Source organism: Paenibacillus hexagrammi (assembly GCF_021513275.1).
Lineage (GTDB): Bacteria > Bacillota > Bacilli > Paenibacillales > NBRC-103111 > Paenibacillus_E > Paenibacillus_E hexagrammi.
The window spans coordinates 3,373,895-3,393,432 of sequence record NZ_CP090978.1 but is presented as its reverse complement, the minus strand read 5'-3'; the positions used below and the strand labels follow the sequence as shown (position 1 = coordinate 3,393,432).

Below are 19,538 nucleotides of genomic sequence, written 5' to 3'. Positions count from 1 at the left end.
TAACAAAACTGTCAAAGGCGACCGCTACGCTTCTCCGAAAACTACTGAGCCCTCCATTTGCCTTTATCATCAGTCTGGATTTTCCTAGCGGAAAACTCAGCACATGCTTACGAAGTTAGTTTTCCTTCGGAAAACTCTAAGGAGCTGACACTAGTGGTCCCACACAATTCGCGCTACTCGATGCATAACAGATGGATGCTGTTTCTGGTTTTGACCATAAGTCTTTGGCTCGGGTGGATGGGGACCTCCAGCGCAACTTCACCGGCAGATATCCTGATCCAGGAGCAGGCAAGCCATCTCAAAACCGACCAGGTTGAGCAGTATTGGAATAAGCTCATGAAAGACTACGGAGGATATTTTCCTGAAAACAAGACGCCTAGCTTTATGGAGATGTTGCTGGGGACAAAGGGATTTAGCGTATCCAGCATCTTTCGCGGGCTCTTGAATTACATTTTTCATGAAGTCATCGTCAACGGCAAACTGCTGGCATCCATTGTGATTTTAACCGTGTTCAGCATGATTTTAGAGACGCTCCAAAGCTCCTTTGAGAAAAATACGGTTAGCAGGCTGGGATATGCCATTGCCTATATGGTGTTGATTATCATCGCAATCAACAGCTTCAGTGTCGCAATCGGATACGCCAAAACCGCGATCACCTCCATGATTCAATTCATGGTAGCCATCGTGCCACTGCTGTTAACACTGCTCGCATCGATGGGAAATGTGACATCCGTTGCCATCATGCACCCGCTAATTATATTCATGATCCATTCCATCGGGACCGCGATCTACGTGTTTGTATTCCCGCTGCTGTTCTTCTCGGCAGTCCTGCACATCGTAAGCGCCTTGAGCGAGCGTTATAAAGTAACACAGCTTGCAAATCTGCTGCGAACTGTCGGACTTAGTATGCTTGGCGTGTTTGTAACCATATTCCTCGGCGTATTGTCCGTGCAAGGCACCGCAGGGGCCGTAAGAGACGGGGTAGCGATTCGAACGGCCAAATATGTGACCGGTAATTTCGTGCCTGTTGTAGGCAGGCTGTTCTCAGATGCAACGGAAACGGTAATCGGAGCCTCCCTGCTGGTTAAGAACGCGATCGGACTAGTTGGAGTGATTGTTCTCATTCTGCTGTGCGCCTTCCCGGCGATAAAGATTTTGACGCTTGCTTTCATTTACAACTTGTCTGCGGCAATTATGCAGCCCATTGGCGATAACCCCATGATTGTATGCTTGCAGACGATTGGCAAAAGCATGATTTACGTGTTTGCGGCTTTAGCCGCTGTAGGTTTAATGTTTTTCCTTGCCATAACCATTATGATTGCGATCAGCAATGTTTCCGTCATGATGAGATGAACCAGCTGCAGGAGGTGTAGGGATGGATTGGTTAGGCGGATGGCTAAAGTCGGTCATCATGGTCATATTGCTTGCCACTTTTGTCGATCTATTACTCCCTAGTAACACCATGCAGCGTTATGTGAAGACGGTACTCAGCTTGTTCGTCCTATTAACATTGCTTTCGCCAGTGATGCAGCTCTTTCAGAAGGATTGGAATGTGGATCGCCTTCTAAGCATGGCGGAAAGCAAACAGAATGGAATGGCTCTGCAAGCGAATGAAGGCGGGAGTAAAAACATGAAATCCCTGAATGACATCACCAAGGAAGCACAGCAGTTCAAGAATGAAGGGGATAAGCAGTCTATAAAGCTTATACAAAGCAAGCTGGCCGAGGTCATGAAAGAGGACTTACAAAATCAGACCGATCTTGTAGTCAGTGATGTACAAGTACTTGCACAAATCGACAACAATGGGAAGCCGGCCGTCACCGATGTCACGGCAACCCTTCATGATATAGACGCGAAGCGACCGGCTCCAACCGGGCTATCTAATAAGAGCATTGGGGTTATGGAACCGATGAAGCCGATTGATCCGATTCATATTGATATCCAGAACACAAACAAAGAGCAAGCGGCTGTAACTCAACAGACGGAGCCGGAAGACGGCAAGTTGAATGAGAAGCTTCGGCAAGAGCGAGAAAAGCTTACGACGGGGATCAGCCGGGACTGGCAGGTGAAGCCTGACCATATCCACATTCGAATCGAATCCGACTCCAGCAAGCTGTGAGTATAGGCTGCCAAAGATAGAATACGATTGTGAGGTGAATAGATGGGAACATTGCTGCAATGGATGGAACAGAAATTTGGAGGCGGCCCGGGGGCCCCAAGCGGAAAAATACACTGCTATGGGTGGCGCTGGTAGGGCTGCTCGGGGCTGCGCTAATGATTCTGAATTCTTTTATAACCGTAAAGGACGTCGATCCCATAAACGAAGGCCGGGCCTCCCCGCCGCAAAGCCAGGAAAGCAAGGAAACGTTTCTGGGCAGCACACCAAAGGAATCCTCTGTCTTTCACGAATATGAGCAAGCCTACGAAACGCAGCTGGAGGGTATTCTCAAGAACATTGTCGGGGTTGGTGATGTGGAAGTTCTGGTAACGATCGAATCGACGGAAGAAGTAACGGTCGATAAGAATTACAACGATAACCAGCAGATGACCACCGAGCGAGACTCGAATGGCGCAACACGAAATATATCCCAGGTTACACGAAGCGGAGAGGTCGTCATCTATCAGGTTGCAGGTGACCAAAAACCGCTTGTACTCAAATATATTAAGCCTAAGATCAGAGGCGTAATCGTTGTGGCCAAGGGAGCGGAGAATCTTACAGTGAAAAAAATGATCTCAGAAGCTGTAGAAAGAGGTCTTGATGTTCCGGCTCACAAAATCTCGATTTTACCAAGAAAAACAGGTTGATCAGCTTTACTTTCATCATAAATAAAAATCATATCATTTCAAGGAGGAATTACTCTATGAACGCAAAAAGACAAACAATTTGGCTTGTATCCATGCTTAGCTTGATGGTGGTGTTGTCCGCCTATTATCTATTCACTGAGGATGTTAATAAGCTTGATTTGGCTGCGACAGAAAGCGCTAAAAATCCGCAGGAAGTAAAAATCGATATGACCCAGCTGGACCCAGCATCTGCTGCAACTGGTCAAGGTAAAGCTGACGCGAAAGCAACTACAGGTACTGATACTAAAACAGACGCAAAAGCAAGCAGCACGAAAACAGATACGAAGAGCGGTGCCAAAACAGACGCTAAAGCAGATCCGCAAGCTGCCGCAAACGCTGCTAACGATGCCAAAATCATTCAGCAAGTGGAAGAACAATCCAAAGCGACTTCTGCCAGTGATTACTTCACGAACGCTCAAATGAAGCGCCATGAGGATTTTACGAAAAAGTCCTCCGATCTTCTGGACCTGATCACGGATAAGAACCAGACTCCGGATGCGGTAGCGAAAGCTAACAATGAATTAGAATCACTCTCCAATACTTATGATAAAATTGAAAATCTGGAAGGCTTGCTGCTGAAGGATTTCCCACAAGCGATCGTAACGCAAGAGGGCAAGGATTGGAAAGTAACTGTGCAGGCTGATAAGCTGGAAAAGAGCCAAGGTGTGACAATTGTTGACATGGTGATGAATGAGCTGGCCGCACAGCCTGAAAATATTAAAATTCAATATGTCCGTCCATAGGAGAGTATTTCTCTTTAAGTGATGAAAAAAATAGAGCATAGGAAAAGAGTCCGGATAAACTGGACTCTTTCCATTTCTTTCGTTTATGGTTATAATACTAACGTTGCACGTGGAGGGTAAACGCTTTACACAGCATTTACACTTTAGGTTATTGGTTCACCAACTTTGAAGGAGTGACTTGAATGTTCAAACTCAGTGAAATCAAAGAACTGATCAAGCTTGTCGATCAATCCTCTTTGCAGGAGATTGAAATCGAGAATGATGGATCTCGTCTTTTGATTCGCAAGCCTAATAAAACGGAATCCGTATTGGTCACAGCACCAGCGCAGGCCTCCTACGCTCCAGTCGGACAAGCCAGTATCATACAGCAGACTTCTGATCCTGTTATGGAAGCGTCGGCACCGGCTGCAGCGGCTCCTAAGCAAGAGGACTCATCCTTACATAAGATCGTATCCCCAATGGTAGGAACGTTCTATCATGCTTCTTCTCCGGGTGCAGCGCCGTTCGTTAGCGTAGGCTCGAAGGTAGGAGAAAAATCTGTTGTTTGTATTGTGGAAGCTATGAAATTGATGAACGAGATTGAAGCTGAAGTGAAGGGCGAAATCGTTCAAGTTCTGGTAAGAGAACGGTCAATTGGTAGAATACGGACAACCATTGTTCTTGGTCAGACCGGAGTAAGCGCGTTTTCAGGAGGGAAAATAATGAAATTCCATAAAGTCCTTATCGCGAACCGTGGAGAAATCGCAGTTCGTATTATTCGAGCCTGCAGAGAGCTTGGCATTTATACGGTAGCTGTCTATTCCGAAGCTGACCGTGACGCGCTGCATGTTCGTTTGGCAGACGAAGCTTACTGTATCGGTCCAACGGCTTCGAAAGACAGCTACTTGAACTTTACGAATCTGATGAGTGTCGCTACGTTGACAGAGTGCGATGCCATCCACCCGGGCTATGGATTTTTGGCGGAAAACGCCGACTTTGCGGAAATTTGCGAGAGCTGCAACATTACCTTTATAGGACCATCTCCCGATGCAATCAGCCGTATGGGTGACAAGTCTGTTGCTAAGCAGACGATGAAGGAAGCTAGAGTTCCGATTATCCCAGGCTCTGAAGGATTGGTAGAAAGCACAGAAGATGCTGTCAGCATCGCCCGTGATATCGGATACCCCGTTATCATTAAGGCAACAGCCGGCGGCGGCGGTAAAGGAATCCGTATCGCCGATAACGAAGAAATGCTCGTTCAGCAGATTACGACTGCACAGCAGGAAGCACAGAATGCATTCGGCAACTCTGGTGTGTATTTGGAAAAATATTTGACAGGCATGAAGCACGTCGAAATTCAAATTCTGGCAGACAAGCATGGGAATGTCGTACACTTGGGCGAGAGAGATTGCTCTGTACAGCGCCGCAAGACAAAAGCTTGTCGAAGAAGCGCCATGTCCTGTTCTGACTCCGGAAACTCGCAGCGCCATGGGTGAAGCTGCAGTGAGAGCTGCTAAAGCCGTAGACTATTCAGGTGCTGGTACGCTCGAGTTTTTGCTAGGTCCGGACGGTAAATTCTATTTCATGGAAATGAATACGAGAATCCAGGTCGAGCATCCGGTCACAGAGATGATTACGGGCATTGATATTATCAAAGAGATGGTTCGTATCGCAGAAGGCAATCCATTGTCTTTCACCCAAGCGGATGTCAACATCAACGGCTGGGCGATTGAGTGCCGGATTAATGCGGAAGATTCGAACAAGAACTTCATGCCTTCGGCAGGACAAATTAAGTTCTATTTGCCTCCCGGCGGTTTCGGCGTCAGAGTTGACAGCGCAGCGTATACCGGCTATACCATTCCGCCACATTATGATTCCATGATTGCCAAATTAATCGTGTGGGGTAAGGATCGAGATGACGCTATCGCGAGGATGAAACGGGCGTTGACAGAATTTGCAGTCGAAGGTGTTCACACGACGATTCCGTTCCATCAGAAGCTGCTAGAACATAAGAGATTCATTGAGGGCAACCACGATATTAAATTTCTGGAAGAGCACGATGTGAACGATCCGGAATCGTAGGATTTGTTTGTCATATTTTTAGTGAAATGGTATACTATTTTATTAAGACAGCTTATCCAAAATGTAAGTCGTAAGCATACATGAACTTCGCAGGGCGCAGAGCTCCGCTATAACAGCACATGCTTTACGCGTCCGTTTTACTGGCGTGTCACAGAGATCATACATGAAGAAGCCAGGTTTCTGGCGAAATTTTTAGGAGGTGCCACAATGAGCACAATCGCTCCAGACTACGTCAAAACAGACATGGGCAGCATTCAGATTGCCCCTGAAGTAATTGAAATCATTGCCGGTTTGGCAACGGTGGAAGTGCAGGGAGTAGCGGGAATGAGCGGCGGACTGGCAGGAGGCATTGGTGAACTGCTCGGACGCAAGAACTTGTCCAAGGGTGTAAAAGTTGAGGTGGGACAGCGCGAAGCGGCCATTGATGTCTCCATTATTGTCGAATATGGCAATAGAATCCCAGAGGTAGCAAGCGGTATTCAACAAAATGTAAAGCATGCGATCGAATCGATGACGGGTCTAAATGTGGTGGAAGTAAATGTGCATATCCATGATGTACATTTTAAACTGCCTGAAAAGCAAACGGTCGAAGAAGATCCAGCAGCGGCACACAGAGTAAAATAGGTGACAAAAGAGGAAACCCCTACAGGTTGCAGGGGTTTCCTACAAGTTTATGGGGTTAATGATATGTAGAAGGGAGACAAGCTTTCGTGGGTAAAGTCTTAGACAGGCTATTGTTATTCCTATACAGCCTAATCATATTCGCAGCGTCTATCGTCATCTTAGCCGTCTCATGCAGTTGGGTCCCGAAAGCACGTGCGGAAGCAGTGTTAGACAGCTTCTATTTTGATCAGAACGTCGCTTATCCCGCAATCGTCATCAGTATCGTCCTGCTGCTCATCAGCATACGATTTGTGTACATATCCGTGAGGCGTGGACGCGCTCAAGCGCCATCCATTGACCAAAGGACTGAAATTGGTGATATTCGAATCTCCATGGAAACGGTTGAGAACCTTTCACTGAAAGCCGCTGGACGAACCAAAGGCGTGAAGGATTTGAAATCACGTGTACGGGTGAATCAATCCGGGTTGGAAATTATGATTCGAACGGTTGTAGACGGTGAAAGCTCGATCCCAGACCTAACCGAGGATATGCAAAGCAATGTCAAACGATATATAGAAGAAGTCACGGGGATCCCGGTTGCCTCCGTAACCGTATATGTAGCCAATATCATTCAATCAGCTCCAACATTTAAAAGCCGAGTCGAATAGAGGTGAACCCACCCATGTGGAATGAGCTGTGGGAGCAGCATAGAGGCAAAACGGTCGGAGCTGGACTAGGCGTTTTTTTCGGTTTTATCTACTTGTTTTTTGGTTTTTGGGACATGCTCATTTTTGCTTGTATCGTTCTGCTTGGATTGTATGTCGGTAATAAGCTTGACCGTAGAGAGAATTTCGCGGTGCTTGAAGACATTTGGCGCTATCTCACACAAAAATGGAGAATGTTTCGCTAAAATCCTTGGATATTCCTTGGATTTTTTGTTTGGATTCATTCAAGAATGACGTATACTAGAAGAAAAGGGAAGCTGGACCCTATCGTTGCAAATTCAGCTTAGGAGGACATAAATGAAACGCAGAGTTGCTAGGGAATTAGCCTTACAAAGCTTGTATCAAATTCAAATGAATGCAGACACGACCCCGAAAGAGGCCGTTCAAATTTGTATTCAAGAAGCACAGCAGGACAATGAAGCTGATCTTGAAATCGGCAAGGAGAAAATTCCGTCCGATTATATTTATGAGCTGGTAGAGGGAACCATTCATCATAAAGTCCAAATTGATGAGGCGCTTGAGGAGTATTTGAAAGGCTGGCAAATGGATCGTTTGTCCAGAATTGACCGCGAAGTGCTTCGTTTGGCTGTATTCGAAATGGTTTATGCTTCAGAAGAAGTGCCGCCTAAGGTAGTCGTCAATGAGGCGATTGATATGGCCAAGCACTACGGGACCGACGAATCTGGCAAATTCGTGAATGGCGTTCTCGGTAAGATGATCAAAGAAGTCGATCAATTGAAAAGCAAATCTGCGAACTAATGGTTTGATATTCATTCATATTTCTTTATTCATGGAGGGGGAGTCCATCATGTCCGGACAAGTGATTAATGGGAAAGAACTCGTAAGCTCAATTCGTGAGGAGATCAAAGCGGATGTCGCCGCTTTAACTGCGCAGGGTAATCAGCCTGGCTTGGTTGTTGTGATCGTTGGAGAAGATCCTGCTTCGCAAGTGTATGTAAGAAACAAAGCCAAGTCTTGTGATGACGTTGGTATCTATTCCGAAGTACATAGCTTGTCTGAGAATACGACTCAAGCGGATTTAATTGCTCTTATTCATAAGTTTAATGCTGACAGTCGAATTCATGGCATTTTGGTACAATCGCCCTTGCCTAAGCATATTGATGAAGAGGCTGTTGTAGACGAAATCGATCCAGCCAAGGATGTGGATTGCTTCCACCCTGTGAATGTAGGGAATTTGATGATTGGAAAAGACGGCATGAAGCCCTGCACACCTCAAGGTGTCATTGAAATATTGAAACGTACCGGTGTGGAGATCGCTGGCAAGCATGCCGTCGTCGTGGGTCGAAGCAACATTGTCGGCAAGCCGATGGCCATGCTGCTGCTGCGTGAGCATGCGACGGTCTCGGTCGTACATTCTCGTACACCGAATATGGAAGAAATTACGAAGCAAGCGGATATTCTCGTAGTTGCTGTTGGTAAAGCTCATCTGATCAAAGCGAACCATGTGAAGCCTGGCGCGGTGGTCATTGATGTCGGGATGAACCGGCCGGCTGACGGCAAATTAACAGGGGACGTAGATTTTGAGGCGGTGAAGGAAGTAGCTTCTGCCATTACTCCTGTTCCAGGATGTGTGGGTCCGATGACGATCACGATGCTGCTTCGCAATACCGTGGATGCGGCTGGGCGCGCTGCCAAGGCGAATGTGGGCGTGTAACGCTTGACTATGAACAGACAGGAAGCCAAGGTTTTTTCCGTCAAAGATTTGAACAGGTATATTAAGCTTGCGTTGGAAGGCGATTCACGCCTTCAGGATGTGTGGGTTCGGGGGAAATATCGAATTTCACACACCATTCCAGCGGACATATGTACTTTACCTTAAAGGATGCGGACGGGCGGCTCAAAAGCATCATGTTCGCTTCACATAATCAGCGGCTGGCGTTTAGGCCGAAGGAAGGCATGCGGGTTATCGCCCGCGGCAATATTTCGGTGTATGAACGCGATGGCGCTTATCAGTTCTATATTACATCGATGCAGCCGGACGGCATCGGCAGCCTGTTCTTAGCGTTCGAGCAGCTGAAGAAGAAGCTCGAAATCGAGGGACTGTTTGCGCCGGAGCGCAAGAAACCGATACCTCGGTTTCCACGTGCGATTGGCGTAATCACGTCTCCGACGGGGGCTGCTGTGCGTGATATTATGATCACGCTGCAGCGGCGCTACCCGGCGGTGCCGATCCTCCTGTATCCAGTACTGGTACAGGGGGATCAAGCGGCTCCTTCGATCGTCAAGGCGATCGAAGCGATGAACAGGCTCGGTGAAGCCTGCGTGCTCATCGTCGGCCGCGGCGGCGGCTCGCTTGAGGAGCTCTGGGCGTTCAACGAGGAAGCGGTCGCGCGGGCGATTGCCGCCTCCGCGATTCCCGTCATCTCGGCCGTCGGCCACGAGACGGACTTCACGATCGCGGACTTCGTCGCCGATCTCAGAGCGCCGACGCCTACGGCGGCGGCGGAGCTCGCGGTGCCGCACCACCTCGAGCTGAAGCAGCAGCTGTCGCAGCATGTGCAGAGGCTGCACAATGGCCTGCTTCAGCAGCTGCGCAGCAAGCAGGAACGGCTGGAGCGCGCGAAGCGCTCCCCGTTCCTGACCAACCCGCGCAGGCAGCTGCTCATGCAGCCTGCGGAACGGCTCGACCGGCTGGCGGAGCAGCTCGGTTACAAGATGCGGCAGCGGCTGACGCGCGCTGCCGAACGTCATATGAGGCTGGAGCGCAAGCTATCCAGCTTCAATCCCAAAGAGCAGGCCGTGCTTGCCGCGGAGCGGCTGGAATCGACTAACCGCCGCATGCTCACGGCCATGCAGACCCTCCTGCGCTTGAAGAAGCAGGAGTGGCAATCCGGCGTCCGTCAGCTGGACGCCCTAAGCCCGCTGAAGGTCATGCAGCGGGGCTACAATCTCGCGTATGACGAGTCGGAGAAGAAGCTGATCCGCTCAACCCGACAAGTACAGGTCGGGGATGTAATTAAGATCAGGCTGGTCGACGGCCGGCTGGACTGCCATGTTAGGGGATTGGAGGAAAACAACGATGTCAAGCAGTGAAACGGAAGTCAGCTTTGAGCAGGCGATGGAACAGCTCGAGCGTATTGTCGGGCAGCTGGAAAGCGGTGACGTTCCTCTGGAAAAAGCGATCGAGCTTTATCAAGAAGGTGTGCGTCTGTCCCATTTATGCGGTTTGAAGCTGGAACAGGTCGAGAAGAAAATCGAGATGCTGGTGGAAGGAAGCGCGGGCGTGGTTCGCAAGCCATTTCAACCGGCCTTGGACGATAAGGGGAATTCGGTTGAATAACACAAGCACTTTACGCGATTACATAACGGAAGAAGCAAAAAATGTGGAAGCGGCTTTGCAGGAGGCTCTGCCAGGCGAGTGGCAGGTTCCGGCTCAGCTGCGGGAGTCCATGCAGTATTCATTAATGGCAGGCGGCAAAAGACTGCGTCCCATTCTTGTGCTGGCCGCAGCCGAAGCGCTTGGCGGCCCAAGGGAAGCGGCTCTTCCTGTTGCTTGCGCCATTGAGATGATTCATACCTACTCCCTCATCCATGATGATTTACCAGCCATGGACAACGATGATTACCGTCGAGGCAAGCTGACGAATCACAAGGTGTTCGGCGAGGCAATGGCCATACTTGCAGGCGACGCCCTGCTGACCCATGCATTCTACAGCATAGCTCAAGCACGTAAGGTGTATGGTATCGCTGCCGATCGAGTACTTGCTATTACAGAAGAGCTCTCTGAATATGCGGGAGCACGAGGCATGGTTGGCGGTCAGGCGGCGGATATGCTGGGCGAGCAGGGAATCACGAAGCTGGAGGAACTAGAGTATATCCATACTCATAAAACAAGCGATCTCATTATCTTTTCTCTACGCGCTGGTGGACATATCGCCGGGGCATCCGAAGAGCAAATGAATGCGCTAAGCCAATTCGGCCTTTGCATTGGACTCGCATTTCAAATCCAGGATGATATTCTTGATCTTGTCGGGGATGAGGCGAAGCTGGGCAAGCCAGTCAAAAGCGATGAAAAGCAGCAGAAGGTGACGTACCCGTTTTTTATCGGAATCGAGGCTTCGGAGAAGAAAGTGAAGCAATTGACCGATGAGGGCAAGCAGGCTCTGCTAGCAGCCAAACTGCCGAATCCAGACCGCTTGCTGCAGCTTGCCGATTACTTGATGCAAAGAGATCACTAAGAAAATACCAATATTACATCGTGGAACCCATTTTGTGTTATAATGGTGCAATCCAAGGATTTGAACACGGAAAGCGAGGAAACAAGCGTGCTGCTCGAACAAATCAATCAACCTGAGGATTTAAAGCGGTTATCCATAGCGGAGCTTGAGGAATTGGCAGGAGAGATCCGTCAGTTTCTGATCGAGAAGCTGTCCGTGACAGGTGGACACCTAGCGCCTAACTTAGGTGTGGTTGAGCTGACTATTGCTTTACATACCCTGTTCCACAGCCCGTATGATAAATTGATTTTTGACGTAGGTCATCAGGCATATGTACACAAAATTTTAACCGGCCGTAAGGACCGATTCGATACGCTTCGTAAATATAAAGGCTTGTGCGGGTTTGTCAAGCGCTCTGAAAGCGAGCATGATGTGTGGGAGGCCGGTCATAGCAGCACCTCACTCTCGGCAGCTATGGGAATGGCGATGGCCCGCGATCTGAAAGGTGAGCACAACAAAGTAGTTGCCGTGATCGGCGATGGAGCGATTACAGGCGGTATGGCTTTAGAAGCCATGAATCATATCGGCCACGAAAAGAAAAATTTAATTGTCATCTTGAATGACAACGAAATGTCGATTGCACCGAACGTCGGTGCTATTCACAACTATTTAAGCAAGATCCGCTCCGATCGTCATTACTTGAAAGCTAAGGAAGAATTGGAGCACTTACTAAAGAAAATTCCTGCGATCGGCGGAACGCTGGCCAAAACAGCGGAGAAGCTGAAAGACAGTCTGAAATATTTTGTGCTGAACGGTGTATGGTTCGAAGAACTGGGTTTTACGTACATCGGTCCTGTAGACGGACATAATCTGACGGTATTGCTGGAAACGCTGAAGCAAGCGGAGAAAGTGAACGGACCTGTTCTCGTTCATGTCGTCACTACCAAAGGAAAAGGCTATACACCAGCGGAAAAGGATTCGTTATCCTGGCATGGTGCGGGTCCCTATAAGATTGAATCCGGTCAGATGCTAAAAGCAGTCGGTCATCCGATGTATACGGAAGTTTTTGGCAATACGCTGATTGAACTCTCGGAAAAAGATTCAAGAATCGTTGCCGTAACACCAGCTATGCCTGGAGGCTCCGGACTTCTAAAGTTTGCCAAGCGTTTTCCGGATCGCATGATTGATGTTGGTATTGCTGAACAGCATGCTGCGACTTTATGCGCGGGTCTTGCGAGCGAAGGTTTGAAACCGGTGTACGCCGTTTACTCCACATTCCTTCAAAGGGCGTACGATCAGGTGGTACATGATATTTGCCGACCGAAGCTGAATGTGATGTTTGCGATTGATCGAGCAGGATTTGTTGGTCCTGACGGGGAGACGCATCAAGGTGTGTATGATATACCTTTCTTGAGAACGCTGCCCAACATGGTGCTGATGATGCCGAAGGATGAGCGTGAACTGCGGAATATGATGCAGACAGCGCTTGAATATAATGAGGGTCCGATTGCATACCGCTACCCTAGGATTAACGGAACGGGAGCAAGCACGGAAGAAACGCCGACGGCTATTCCGATTGGAACCTGGGAGACCGTTCGTGATGGAGATCATGTTGCGGTTCTTGCAGTGGGTCCTATGGTGCAGATTGCGGAAGAGGCAGCAGAATTGCTGGCCAAGGAAGGCATTCAGCTCCGAGTAGTCAATGCTCGATTCATTAAACCGATTGACGAAGCCTATCTGCTTGAGCTGGCCGAAATCGGTATGCCGATCATTACGATGGAAGAAGGCGCCATCCAAGGCGGCTTTGGAAGCTCCGTCATGGAGTTTTATGCGGAAAAAGGCGTAGTTAATCAGCAAGTGAAATTGATGGGCGTGCCTGATTATTTTGTTGAGCACGGCTCCGTGAAAGAACAAAGGGAAGAAGTCGGACTGACCGTACAGCATCTCATGGTTGAGGTTAAGGCTTCCTTGCCGCGCAAACGCCAGCGTGCGTAACAACGCTTGACAGTATATGGAACGAGGAGCTTAGCATCATTATGTCATCCGATAAAGAAAGAATCGACGTATTGTTAGTCGAGCAAGGATATTTTGAAAGCAGAGAAAAAGCCAAGGCCGCCATTATGGCAGGCCTTGTTTTTGCGAATGAAGAACCGGTAGATAAGGCCGGAATGAAGATCAGCCGGGCAGCTGCGCTTAAGGTCAAAGGAGCCGTTCACCCATACGTCAGCAGAGGCGGACTGAAGCTGGAGAAGGCCATTAAAGTATTTGGTATTGATGTCAAGGATGCTGTTATGCTCGATATCGGCTCTTCTACAGGGGGCTTCACGGACTGCGCGTTGCAGAACGGCGCTTCTTATGTGTACGCCATCGACGTTGGTTATAATCAGTTGGATTGGTCCCTCCGCAATGATGAAAGGGTCCATGTCATGGAAAGAACCAACTTCCGCTTTACGACGAGAGAGGATTTAGCCGGTCCTCCGCCTACGTTCGCTTCCATTGATGTGTCGTTTATATCGCTCCGCATCATTTTGCCGCCGCTCAAGAACATTTTTCAAGATGCAGGCAGTGTGGTTGCGCTGATTAAGCCTCAGTTTGAAGCAGGTCGAGAGAAGGTCGGCAAGTCTGGTGTCGTTCGGGATGCTAAGGTTCATGAAGAGGTCTTACAGTCGGTGCTATCGTTTGCGGACGAGACTGGCTTCAGGCTAAAAGGTCTTACTTATTCTCCTATTACCGGCGGCGAAGGGAATGTTGAATTCTTGGCCTATTGGACATGCAATTCAGAAGATACCGATGTGCTGGAAGGCGACAAAGAAGCTATGATAAAAGCAACTGTTCTAGAATCTCAGAGACTACAGGGCAAATAAACTCATCTTGACTCCGACAACGGCGCGGCCCAGAGATGGGTTTTTTGTTCGAAAAAGGATTTCATCGCTGTATCCGCGAATACTATGGCGAGGTGAAAACGATTGGAAAAGGGAGACATTTCAGTCATTTTACTGATTCTGATCATCGTCATGGGATATATGTTCATACGCTTCAGAAGCTGGCTGTATACGCCAAGAAGGAGACGCTTTCCATTACCGGAATCGTCTGCTGAGGTCACGCAGGATGAAGCTGTGGAGCTTTTGGAGGGGGCCGGTTTTGATATTGTTGCCGGGAAAGCGAAGGTTCCGATTACGATGATTATTAATGATCATGAGCAGCTCGAAAGCCGTTACTTCATTGACTACTTCGTACAGCAGGATGAAGAAGTGTACATCGTGAAGCTGGCGCGCGAGAGAAGGCCGCTGGAGATGACAGGAAGCGCCGTTAGGGACATGCTGCTGCCATACAGCCTGATCTATCCCGAAGCTGCCGGTGTACTCTATGTCGATTTGGATCAGCGTAGAATCAAAAAAATCAAGTTTCATATAGAGGTGTAAGCATGAAGGGTCAACGACATGTGAAGATAAGAGAAATCATAACGAATCATGAGATCGAAACGCAGGATGAGCTGGTGGAGTCTTTGCGTGCTGCGGGCTTTCATGTCACACAAGCAACGGTTTCCAGAGATATTAAGGAATTGCACCTAATGAAGGTCCCATTAGACGATGGGCGCTACAAATATTCGATGCCGGCCGACCAACGATATAACCCGATGCAGGCTTCGCCGGGCGCTCAGCGATCATTTTGTCAGTGTAGATTTTACAGATAACTTGGTTGTCATGAAATGTTTGCCAGGAACGGCAAATACGATTTGCGCGCTCATTGATAATCTGGAGTGGACCGAAGTAATGGGAACAATTGGTGGAGATGACACCATTCTTGTTATTTGCCGCGGTAAAGATCAAAGCCAATCCTTTGTAAATCAAATGATGTCACTTTTATCATAGAAGCTTAGGGGAAAGCATGTTAACGGAACTGTCGATTCGCAATTTAGCGGTTGTAGAGCATGTACATATTCACTTTAAAGAAGGCTTTCACGTGTTAACGGGGGAAACCGGTGCAGGAAAATCCATTATTATTGATGCGCTTACTCTGATAGTGGGCGGCAGAGGGTCGTCCGATTTGGTTCGCTATGGGGAAGATAAGGCAGAGATTGAAGCCATGTTCGATCTCCCTTCCGATCATCCGGTTTGGCAAACGCTTTCGAAATTAGGAATTCAGGCGGAATCCAATGAACATTTAATTATTAGACGTGAAGTGACGTCTTCTGGAAAAAGCTCCAGCCGCATGAACGGTCAGCTTGTGAATTTAACGATGTTGAAGGAAGCAGGCGAAAGCCTGGTTAATATACACGGCCAGCATGAGCATCAATCGCTTCTTAAGGTAGATGAGCATATTCATTCGCTTGATTTATTCGGGGAAGATGAAATTCGCCACGCAAAAACGATTTATCAGGAAGCGTATGATCAATATATGCAGCTTCATAAGGAATTGAAGGATTTGCAGGAGACTAGCAAGCAGGCGCTGCAAATGCTTGATCTGTACCGGTTTCAGATTGAGGAACTCTCTTCCGCCAAGCTAAAGCCAGGTGAAGATGAGGTTCTCGCGGAAGAAAAACGCAAGCTTGCCAATGCCGAGAAGCTCTATCAGAGCTCATCAGAGTCTTATGATTTGCTTTATGGCACGAATCGGGGCTTAGATGCCATTAACAAGGCGATTCACAGATTACAGGATATTGCCCACTTGGACCCAGTCAAGCTGAACCCAGTACTAGAGCAAGCACAGTCCGCTTATTACCAATTGGAAGATGCTGCGTATCAAATTAGAGATTACCGTGATGAGATTGAGTTCAATCCGGCTAGACTTGATTTTATTGAAGAGCGCTTGGATTCACTTTCTTCTTTACGGAGAAAATATGGGGAGAATATCCCGGAGATGCTGGCCTATCTGGATAAAATCAAGCGAGAAGTCGATACGATCGAAAACAAAGACGAGCATATTCGCAGGCTCGAGGATCAGTTGTCCAAGCAAGAAAGGAAGCTTGCCGCCGCGGCCGTAGATCTATCGGACGTTCGTAAACAATTGGCGCAGCAGCTGGCTGCCCAAATCGAGCTAGAATTGCGTGATCTTCAGATGGAGCGAACTCAGTTCCGTGTACATATCGAACGAACCCATGATGAACGGGGCATCGAGGTAGGCGGCAGTAAGGTTCGTTTTTCAAGAGAAGGTATTGACCAGATCGAATTTATGATGGCTCCGAATCCGGGAGAGCCTTTGAGGGGACTGAGCAAAATCGCCTCAGGAGGGGAGCTTTCACGAATCATGCTCGCGATGAAAGCCATTTTTGCTCGTATTGATCAGATTCCTGTCCTTGTCTTCGATGAAGTTGATACAGGAGTCAGCGGTCGCGCGGCGCAAGCCATTGCAGAGAAAATGTCTGTTTTATCGCGGAGCTGCCAAGTGTTTTCAATTACCCATTTGCCTCAGGTAGCCTGCATGGCGGATGTGCATTTTGAAATTCGCAAGGAAGTAGACCAAGGCCGCACGTTCACGCGCGTAACCGATTTAAGCGAAGCGGGTAGAACCGAAGAATTGGCGAGGATGCTTGGCGGTGTGGAAGTGACGGATACGACGCTTCATCATGCCCAAGAAATGATTGCGTTAGCTAATGAGAAGAAACAAAGGATATAAAAGTTTAAACAGTTATCATTTTCAGTTATAAAACATGGTGAGAGGGGTTAACTTATAGGTACGCATTTGACGAAGCTGTTCGTCGAAGCTCAGGAAGTGTAAAGGAGCGTGAAGTAGTTGCAATCCAGCAAAAGAAAAAGATTGATTGGACTCTTGCTCGTCTTCTTCGTTTGTTTGGTCAGTGTGTCCGCACCTTTCCAAAGCTTTGCCTCTTTTCCTCAAGAACTCCGTTTATTCAGCGGGCAAGGAAAGCAGCTCCAATTGACGATGCCGGTTAACGCGCAAGTCACCATTAATGACCCTGATATCGTGAAGGTCAACGGTAATGCCCAGCACTCATTTCAGGTTAATCTTCAAGACCCGATTTCCTTGCAATCCGATCATTCCGGACAAACCGAGATGAAAGTCAAGTTATTCGGAACCATTCCGATCAAAACAGTGAAAGTGAATGTCGTGCCTGATCTTAAAGTGATTCCAGGCGGGCAAACGATCGGAGTGAAGATTAAGTCTGCCGGTATTTTGGTTGTAGGTCATCATTTGGTTTCTGTTGCCCAAGACCAAAAAGTTTCACCGGGAGAAGAAGCCAAGATTCAAGTTGGTGATCTTATTACAAAAATTAACGGTAAGGAATCCAAGGACGTCAGCAAGGTTGCAGATCTTGTAGCCAAAGCAGGTGAAAGCAAAACCCCACTGGATCTTACGATTCGCCGCAATAATGAAGAAATTCAACTAAAGCTTCAGCCTGCCTTTGATGTTGTGGACAAGGCTTATCGTCTTGGGCTTTATATCCGAGATTCCGCCGCAGGTGTAGGTACCCTAACCTATTATGCCCCGGATCAGGGTGTATATGGCGCTCTGGGCCATGTCATTACGGATATGGATACCCAGACCCCAATCATTGTTGGCGCTGGAGATATCGTGTATTCGAACGTCACCTCCATTTCTAAGAGCCATAATGGTGAACCAGGAGAGAAGCGAGCAACTTTATACAAGGACAGTAAAGTGATTGGAAATATCGAGAAAAATACGGCCTTCGGGATTTTCGGCAAAATGTATGCTGCACCGGATCATAGTCTTGAGAAGGATGCTATCCCAGTGGCTTTTGCTGAAGAAGTCAAAGAAGGACCCGCACAAATTTATACAGTCGTAGAAGGTCAGAAAGTCGAGAAATTCGATATTCAGGTAGTTCATGTATCCAAACAGGATACACCAGCAACCAAAGGCATGGTAATCAAAATCACAGATCCTCGCCTGCTTGAAAAAACAGGTGGTATCGTTCAAGGGATGAGCGGCAGCCCGATTATTCAGAACGGTAAAATGATCGGAGCGGTTACCCATGTATTTGTCAACGACCCTACCAGCGGTTATGGATGCTTTATTGAATGGATGCTGCAGGATTCAGGAATTATTCTTCGTCCTTCATCATCGGAATCAAAGGCGAGTTAGTGCCTTTGATTCTTTTTGTTTGTATAAGTGGATATTTAATGGGAATCATGCATAATTATCTTTGTTTGTGTCGAAATATGTTGGATGTCGTTGATAAATATTTCATTATAAAGGAATGTGAAAAAAAAGAAAAGAAAAATAATTTTCGACAGAAGGAATTTAAACTCAAGTGTCGAATACCTATCCTAAGAGAGAAAAATTACCAACTTAACTTGCTTAGTACCTAAAGGAGGATTTCAAGTTGCAAAAGATTCAGGTTTTATTAGCGGATGATAATCGTGAGTTCACTCATTTATTATCAGAATTTATCGGTGAACAAGAAGATATGGAAATAGCTGGTGTCGCCTATAACGGTAACGAAGTATTACGTTTCATCGAGCAGCAGCGTGAAGTGCCGGATGTGCTCATTTTAGATATTATTATGCCGCATTTGGACGGTTTAGGCGTCCTTGAAAAGCTCCGTGAAATGAACCTGAATCCACAGCCCAAAATCATCATGCTGACGGCCTTCGGCCAAGAAAACATCACGCAAAAAGCTGTTCAATTAGGGGCATCATATTATATTCTGAAGCCATTTGATATGGAGGTCCTTACGAACCGAATTCGCCAGCTTGTAGGCGGCGGTAGCCAAGCGGCCGCGACAACGTCACAAGTGCCTAAAGCAAATGTCGTACATATGCCGAAAGGTAAAAATTTGGATGCGAATATCACCAGCATCATACATGAAATTGGCGTTCCTGCACATATTAAAGGATATCAATACTTACGAGAAGCGATCACGATGGTTTATAACAACATCGAAATTCTAGGTGCTATCACCAAAACACTCTACCCGGCAATTGCCGAAAAATACAAAACGACGCCTAGTCGCGTCGAACGTGCGATTCGCCACGCGATTGAGGTCGCTTGGACGCGCGGCAACATCGACAGCATCAGCTTTATTTTTGGGTACACGATTAATATATCGAAATCGAAGCCAACCAACTCGGAATTCATCGCGATGGTGGCGGATAAGCTCAGAATTGAGCACAAGGTTTCTTGAGAGGGTAAGGAGCTTTGAGGGGTAAGGGATTTCGATGTAAGCCATTTTAAGTCGATAAATATCTTTTGTTAAGCCAACAAATACCACTTATTTATTGGGCTTCTTGTAAGCCGATAAAGGAGTGGTATTTTTTATAACTGATATTAAAGAAGCGACTACAAAAGAGATATAACAACGACAACCATCGCTGATTATATTCGCAACATTAAAGTGTACTTTAACTATCTCTACAATGCGGAGCGGGAGATTAGAACAATTTGAAGCATCCAAACGATGCTTT

Annotated in this window: 17 protein-coding genes and 4 pseudogenes; all 21 read left to right on the top strand. The window is 47.5% G+C overall.

Going from position 1 to position 19,538, the window contains the following annotated elements:
• Positions 1-195 precede the first annotated feature (195 nt).
• The 21 genes and pseudogenes from spoIIIAE (at position 196) to spo0A (ending at position 19,258) form a co-directional block, all read left to right on the top strand.
• Positions 196-1,353, top strand: a complete 1,158-nt coding sequence (spoIIIAE, locus tag L0M14_RS15410; RefSeq protein WP_235122920.1) for a stage III sporulation protein AE — start codon at positions 196-198, stop codon at positions 1,351-1,353.
• Positions 1,354-1,375: 22 nt separating this feature from the next.
• Positions 1,376-2,119: a stage III sporulation protein AF gene (gene spoIIIAF, locus L0M14_RS15405; protein ID WP_235117606.1), complete on the top strand. Its 744-nt coding sequence runs from the start codon at positions 1,376-1,378 to the stop codon at positions 2,117-2,119.
• A 59-nt stretch (positions 2,120-2,178) separates the two neighbouring features.
• A complete protein-coding gene (spoIIIAG, locus tag L0M14_RS15400) occupies positions 2,179-2,805 on the top strand; it encodes a stage III sporulation protein AG (protein ID WP_235117605.1) in 627 nt (208 codons plus the stop codon).
• A gap of 56 nt (positions 2,806-2,861) precedes the next feature.
• The gene (locus tag L0M14_RS15395; RefSeq protein WP_235117604.1) at positions 2,862-3,587 is read left to right on the top strand and encodes a SpoIIIAH-like family protein; all 726 of its coding nucleotides are present in this window, start codon (positions 2,862-2,864) and stop codon (positions 3,585-3,587) included.
• Positions 3,588-3,769: 182 nt separating this feature from the next.
• Positions 3,770-4,265: pseudogene (accB, locus tag L0M14_RS15390) on the top strand (acetyl-CoA carboxylase biotin carboxyl carrier protein).
• A 23-nt stretch (positions 4,266-4,288) separates the two neighbouring features.
• Positions 4,289-5,648, top strand: a pseudogene (gene accC, locus L0M14_RS15385) (acetyl-CoA carboxylase biotin carboxylase subunit).
• Positions 5,649-5,855: 207 nt separating this feature from the next.
• On the top strand, positions 5,856-6,272 hold the full coding sequence (locus tag L0M14_RS15380) for an Asp23/Gls24 family envelope stress response protein (RefSeq protein ID WP_235117603.1): 417 nt from the start codon (positions 5,856-5,858) through the stop codon (positions 6,270-6,272).
• 86 nt (positions 6,273-6,358) lie between these two features.
• Positions 6,359-6,919, top strand: a complete 561-nt coding sequence (gene amaP / locus L0M14_RS15375) for an alkaline shock response membrane anchor protein AmaP (RefSeq protein WP_235117602.1) — start codon at positions 6,359-6,361, stop codon at positions 6,917-6,919.
• Positions 6,920-6,933: 14 nt separating this feature from the next.
• Positions 6,934-7,161 (top strand): DUF2273 domain-containing protein, encoded by a 228-nt coding sequence (locus L0M14_RS15370; RefSeq protein ID WP_235117601.1) that lies wholly within the window; start codon positions 6,934-6,936, stop codon positions 7,159-7,161.
• A gap of 112 nt (positions 7,162-7,273) precedes the next feature.
• A complete protein-coding gene (gene nusB, locus L0M14_RS15365) occupies positions 7,274-7,735 on the top strand; it encodes a transcription antitermination factor NusB (protein WP_235117600.1) in 462 nt (153 codons plus the stop codon).
• Between the two features lie 49 nt (positions 7,736-7,784).
• Positions 7,785-8,651 carry a bifunctional methylenetetrahydrofolate dehydrogenase/methenyltetrahydrofolate cyclohydrolase FolD gene (gene folD / locus L0M14_RS15360; protein WP_235117599.1) on the top strand — a complete coding sequence of 289 codons (867 nt, stop codon included), beginning with the start codon at positions 7,785-7,787 and terminating at the stop codon, positions 8,649-8,651.
• A 9-nt stretch (positions 8,652-8,660) separates the two neighbouring features.
• Positions 8,661-10,030 (top strand): annotated as a pseudogene (gene xseA / locus L0M14_RS15355) (exodeoxyribonuclease VII large subunit).
• The gene (gene xseB / locus L0M14_RS15350; protein WP_235117598.1) at positions 10,017-10,277 is read left to right on the top strand and encodes an exodeoxyribonuclease VII small subunit; all 261 of its coding nucleotides are present in this window, start codon (positions 10,017-10,019) and stop codon (positions 10,275-10,277) included. Before xseA ends, xseB begins: the two are co-directional and overlap by 14 nt.
• Positions 10,270-11,175, top strand: coding sequence for a polyprenyl synthetase family protein (locus L0M14_RS15345; protein WP_235117597.1), 906 nt, complete (start codon positions 10,270-10,272; stop codon positions 11,173-11,175). The genes xseB and L0M14_RS15345 overlap by 8 nt, the downstream gene beginning before the upstream one ends.
• An 87-nt stretch (positions 11,176-11,262) precedes the next feature.
• Entirely contained in the window at positions 11,263-13,149 is a 1,887-nt protein-coding gene (gene dxs / locus L0M14_RS15340; RefSeq protein WP_235122919.1) for a 1-deoxy-D-xylulose-5-phosphate synthase, read from the top strand.
• A gap of 41 nt (positions 13,150-13,190) precedes the next feature.
• Positions 13,191-14,018 (top strand): TlyA family RNA methyltransferase, encoded by an 828-nt coding sequence (locus tag L0M14_RS15335; RefSeq protein ID WP_235117596.1) that lies wholly within the window; start codon positions 13,191-13,193, stop codon positions 14,016-14,018.
• Between the two features lie 102 nt (positions 14,019-14,120).
• Positions 14,121-14,576 carry a hypothetical protein gene (locus L0M14_RS15330; protein WP_235117595.1) on the top strand — a complete coding sequence of 152 codons (456 nt, stop codon included), beginning with the start codon at positions 14,121-14,123 and terminating at the stop codon, positions 14,574-14,576.
• A gap of 2 nt (positions 14,577-14,578) precedes the next feature.
• Positions 14,579-15,026: pseudogene (gene ahrC / locus L0M14_RS15325) on the top strand (transcriptional regulator AhrC/ArgR).
• Between the two features lie 16 nt (positions 15,027-15,042).
• A complete protein-coding gene (gene recN, locus L0M14_RS15320) occupies positions 15,043-16,770 on the top strand; it encodes a DNA repair protein RecN (protein ID WP_235117594.1) in 1,728 nt (575 codons plus the stop codon).
• A 117-nt stretch (positions 16,771-16,887) separates the two neighbouring features.
• Positions 16,888-18,216, top strand: a complete 1,329-nt coding sequence (gene spoIVB, locus L0M14_RS15315; RefSeq protein ID WP_235117593.1) for a SpoIVB peptidase — start codon at positions 16,888-16,890, stop codon at positions 18,214-18,216.
• 241 nt (positions 18,217-18,457) lie between these two features.
• A complete protein-coding gene (gene spo0A / locus L0M14_RS15310) occupies positions 18,458-19,258 on the top strand; it encodes a sporulation transcription factor Spo0A (protein WP_235117592.1) in 801 nt (266 codons plus the stop codon).
• The last annotated feature ends 280 nt before the right edge of the window (positions 19,259-19,538 follow it).

What these genes read in the sequence shown, in the direction of transcription:
- spoIIIAE (WP_235122920.1), top strand. Translation starts at nt 196, where the DNA reads ATGCTGTTTCTGGTTTTGACCATAAGTCTTTGGCTCGGGTGGATGGGG.
- spoIIIAF (WP_235117606.1), top strand. Translation starts at nt 1,376, where the DNA reads ATGGATTGGTTAGGCGGATGGCTAAAGTCGGTCATCATGGTCATATTG.
- spoIIIAG (WP_235117605.1), top strand. Translation starts at nt 2,179, where the DNA reads ATGGATGGAACAGAAATTTGGAGGCGGCCCGGGGGCCCCAAGCGGAAA.
- L0M14_RS15395 (WP_235117604.1), top strand. Translation starts at nt 2,862, where the DNA reads ATGAACGCAAAAAGACAAACAATTTGGCTTGTATCCATGCTTAGCTTG.
- L0M14_RS15380 (WP_235117603.1), top strand. Translation starts at nt 5,856, where the DNA reads ATGAGCACAATCGCTCCAGACTACGTCAAAACAGACATGGGCAGCATT.
- L0M14_RS15370 (WP_235117601.1), top strand. Translation starts at nt 6,934, where the DNA reads ATGTGGAATGAGCTGTGGGAGCAGCATAGAGGCAAAACGGTCGGAGCT.
- nusB (WP_235117600.1), top strand. Translation starts at nt 7,274, where the DNA reads ATGAAACGCAGAGTTGCTAGGGAATTAGCCTTACAAAGCTTGTATCAA.
- folD (WP_235117599.1), top strand. Translation starts at nt 7,785, where the DNA reads ATGTCCGGACAAGTGATTAATGGGAAAGAACTCGTAAGCTCAATTCGT.
- xseB (WP_235117598.1), top strand. Translation starts at nt 10,017, where the DNA reads ATGTCAAGCAGTGAAACGGAAGTCAGCTTTGAGCAGGCGATGGAACAG.
- L0M14_RS15335 (WP_235117596.1), top strand. Translation starts at nt 13,191, where the DNA reads ATGTCATCCGATAAAGAAAGAATCGACGTATTGTTAGTCGAGCAAGGA.
- recN (WP_235117594.1), top strand. Translation starts at nt 15,043, where the DNA reads ATGTTAACGGAACTGTCGATTCGCAATTTAGCGGTTGTAGAGCATGTA.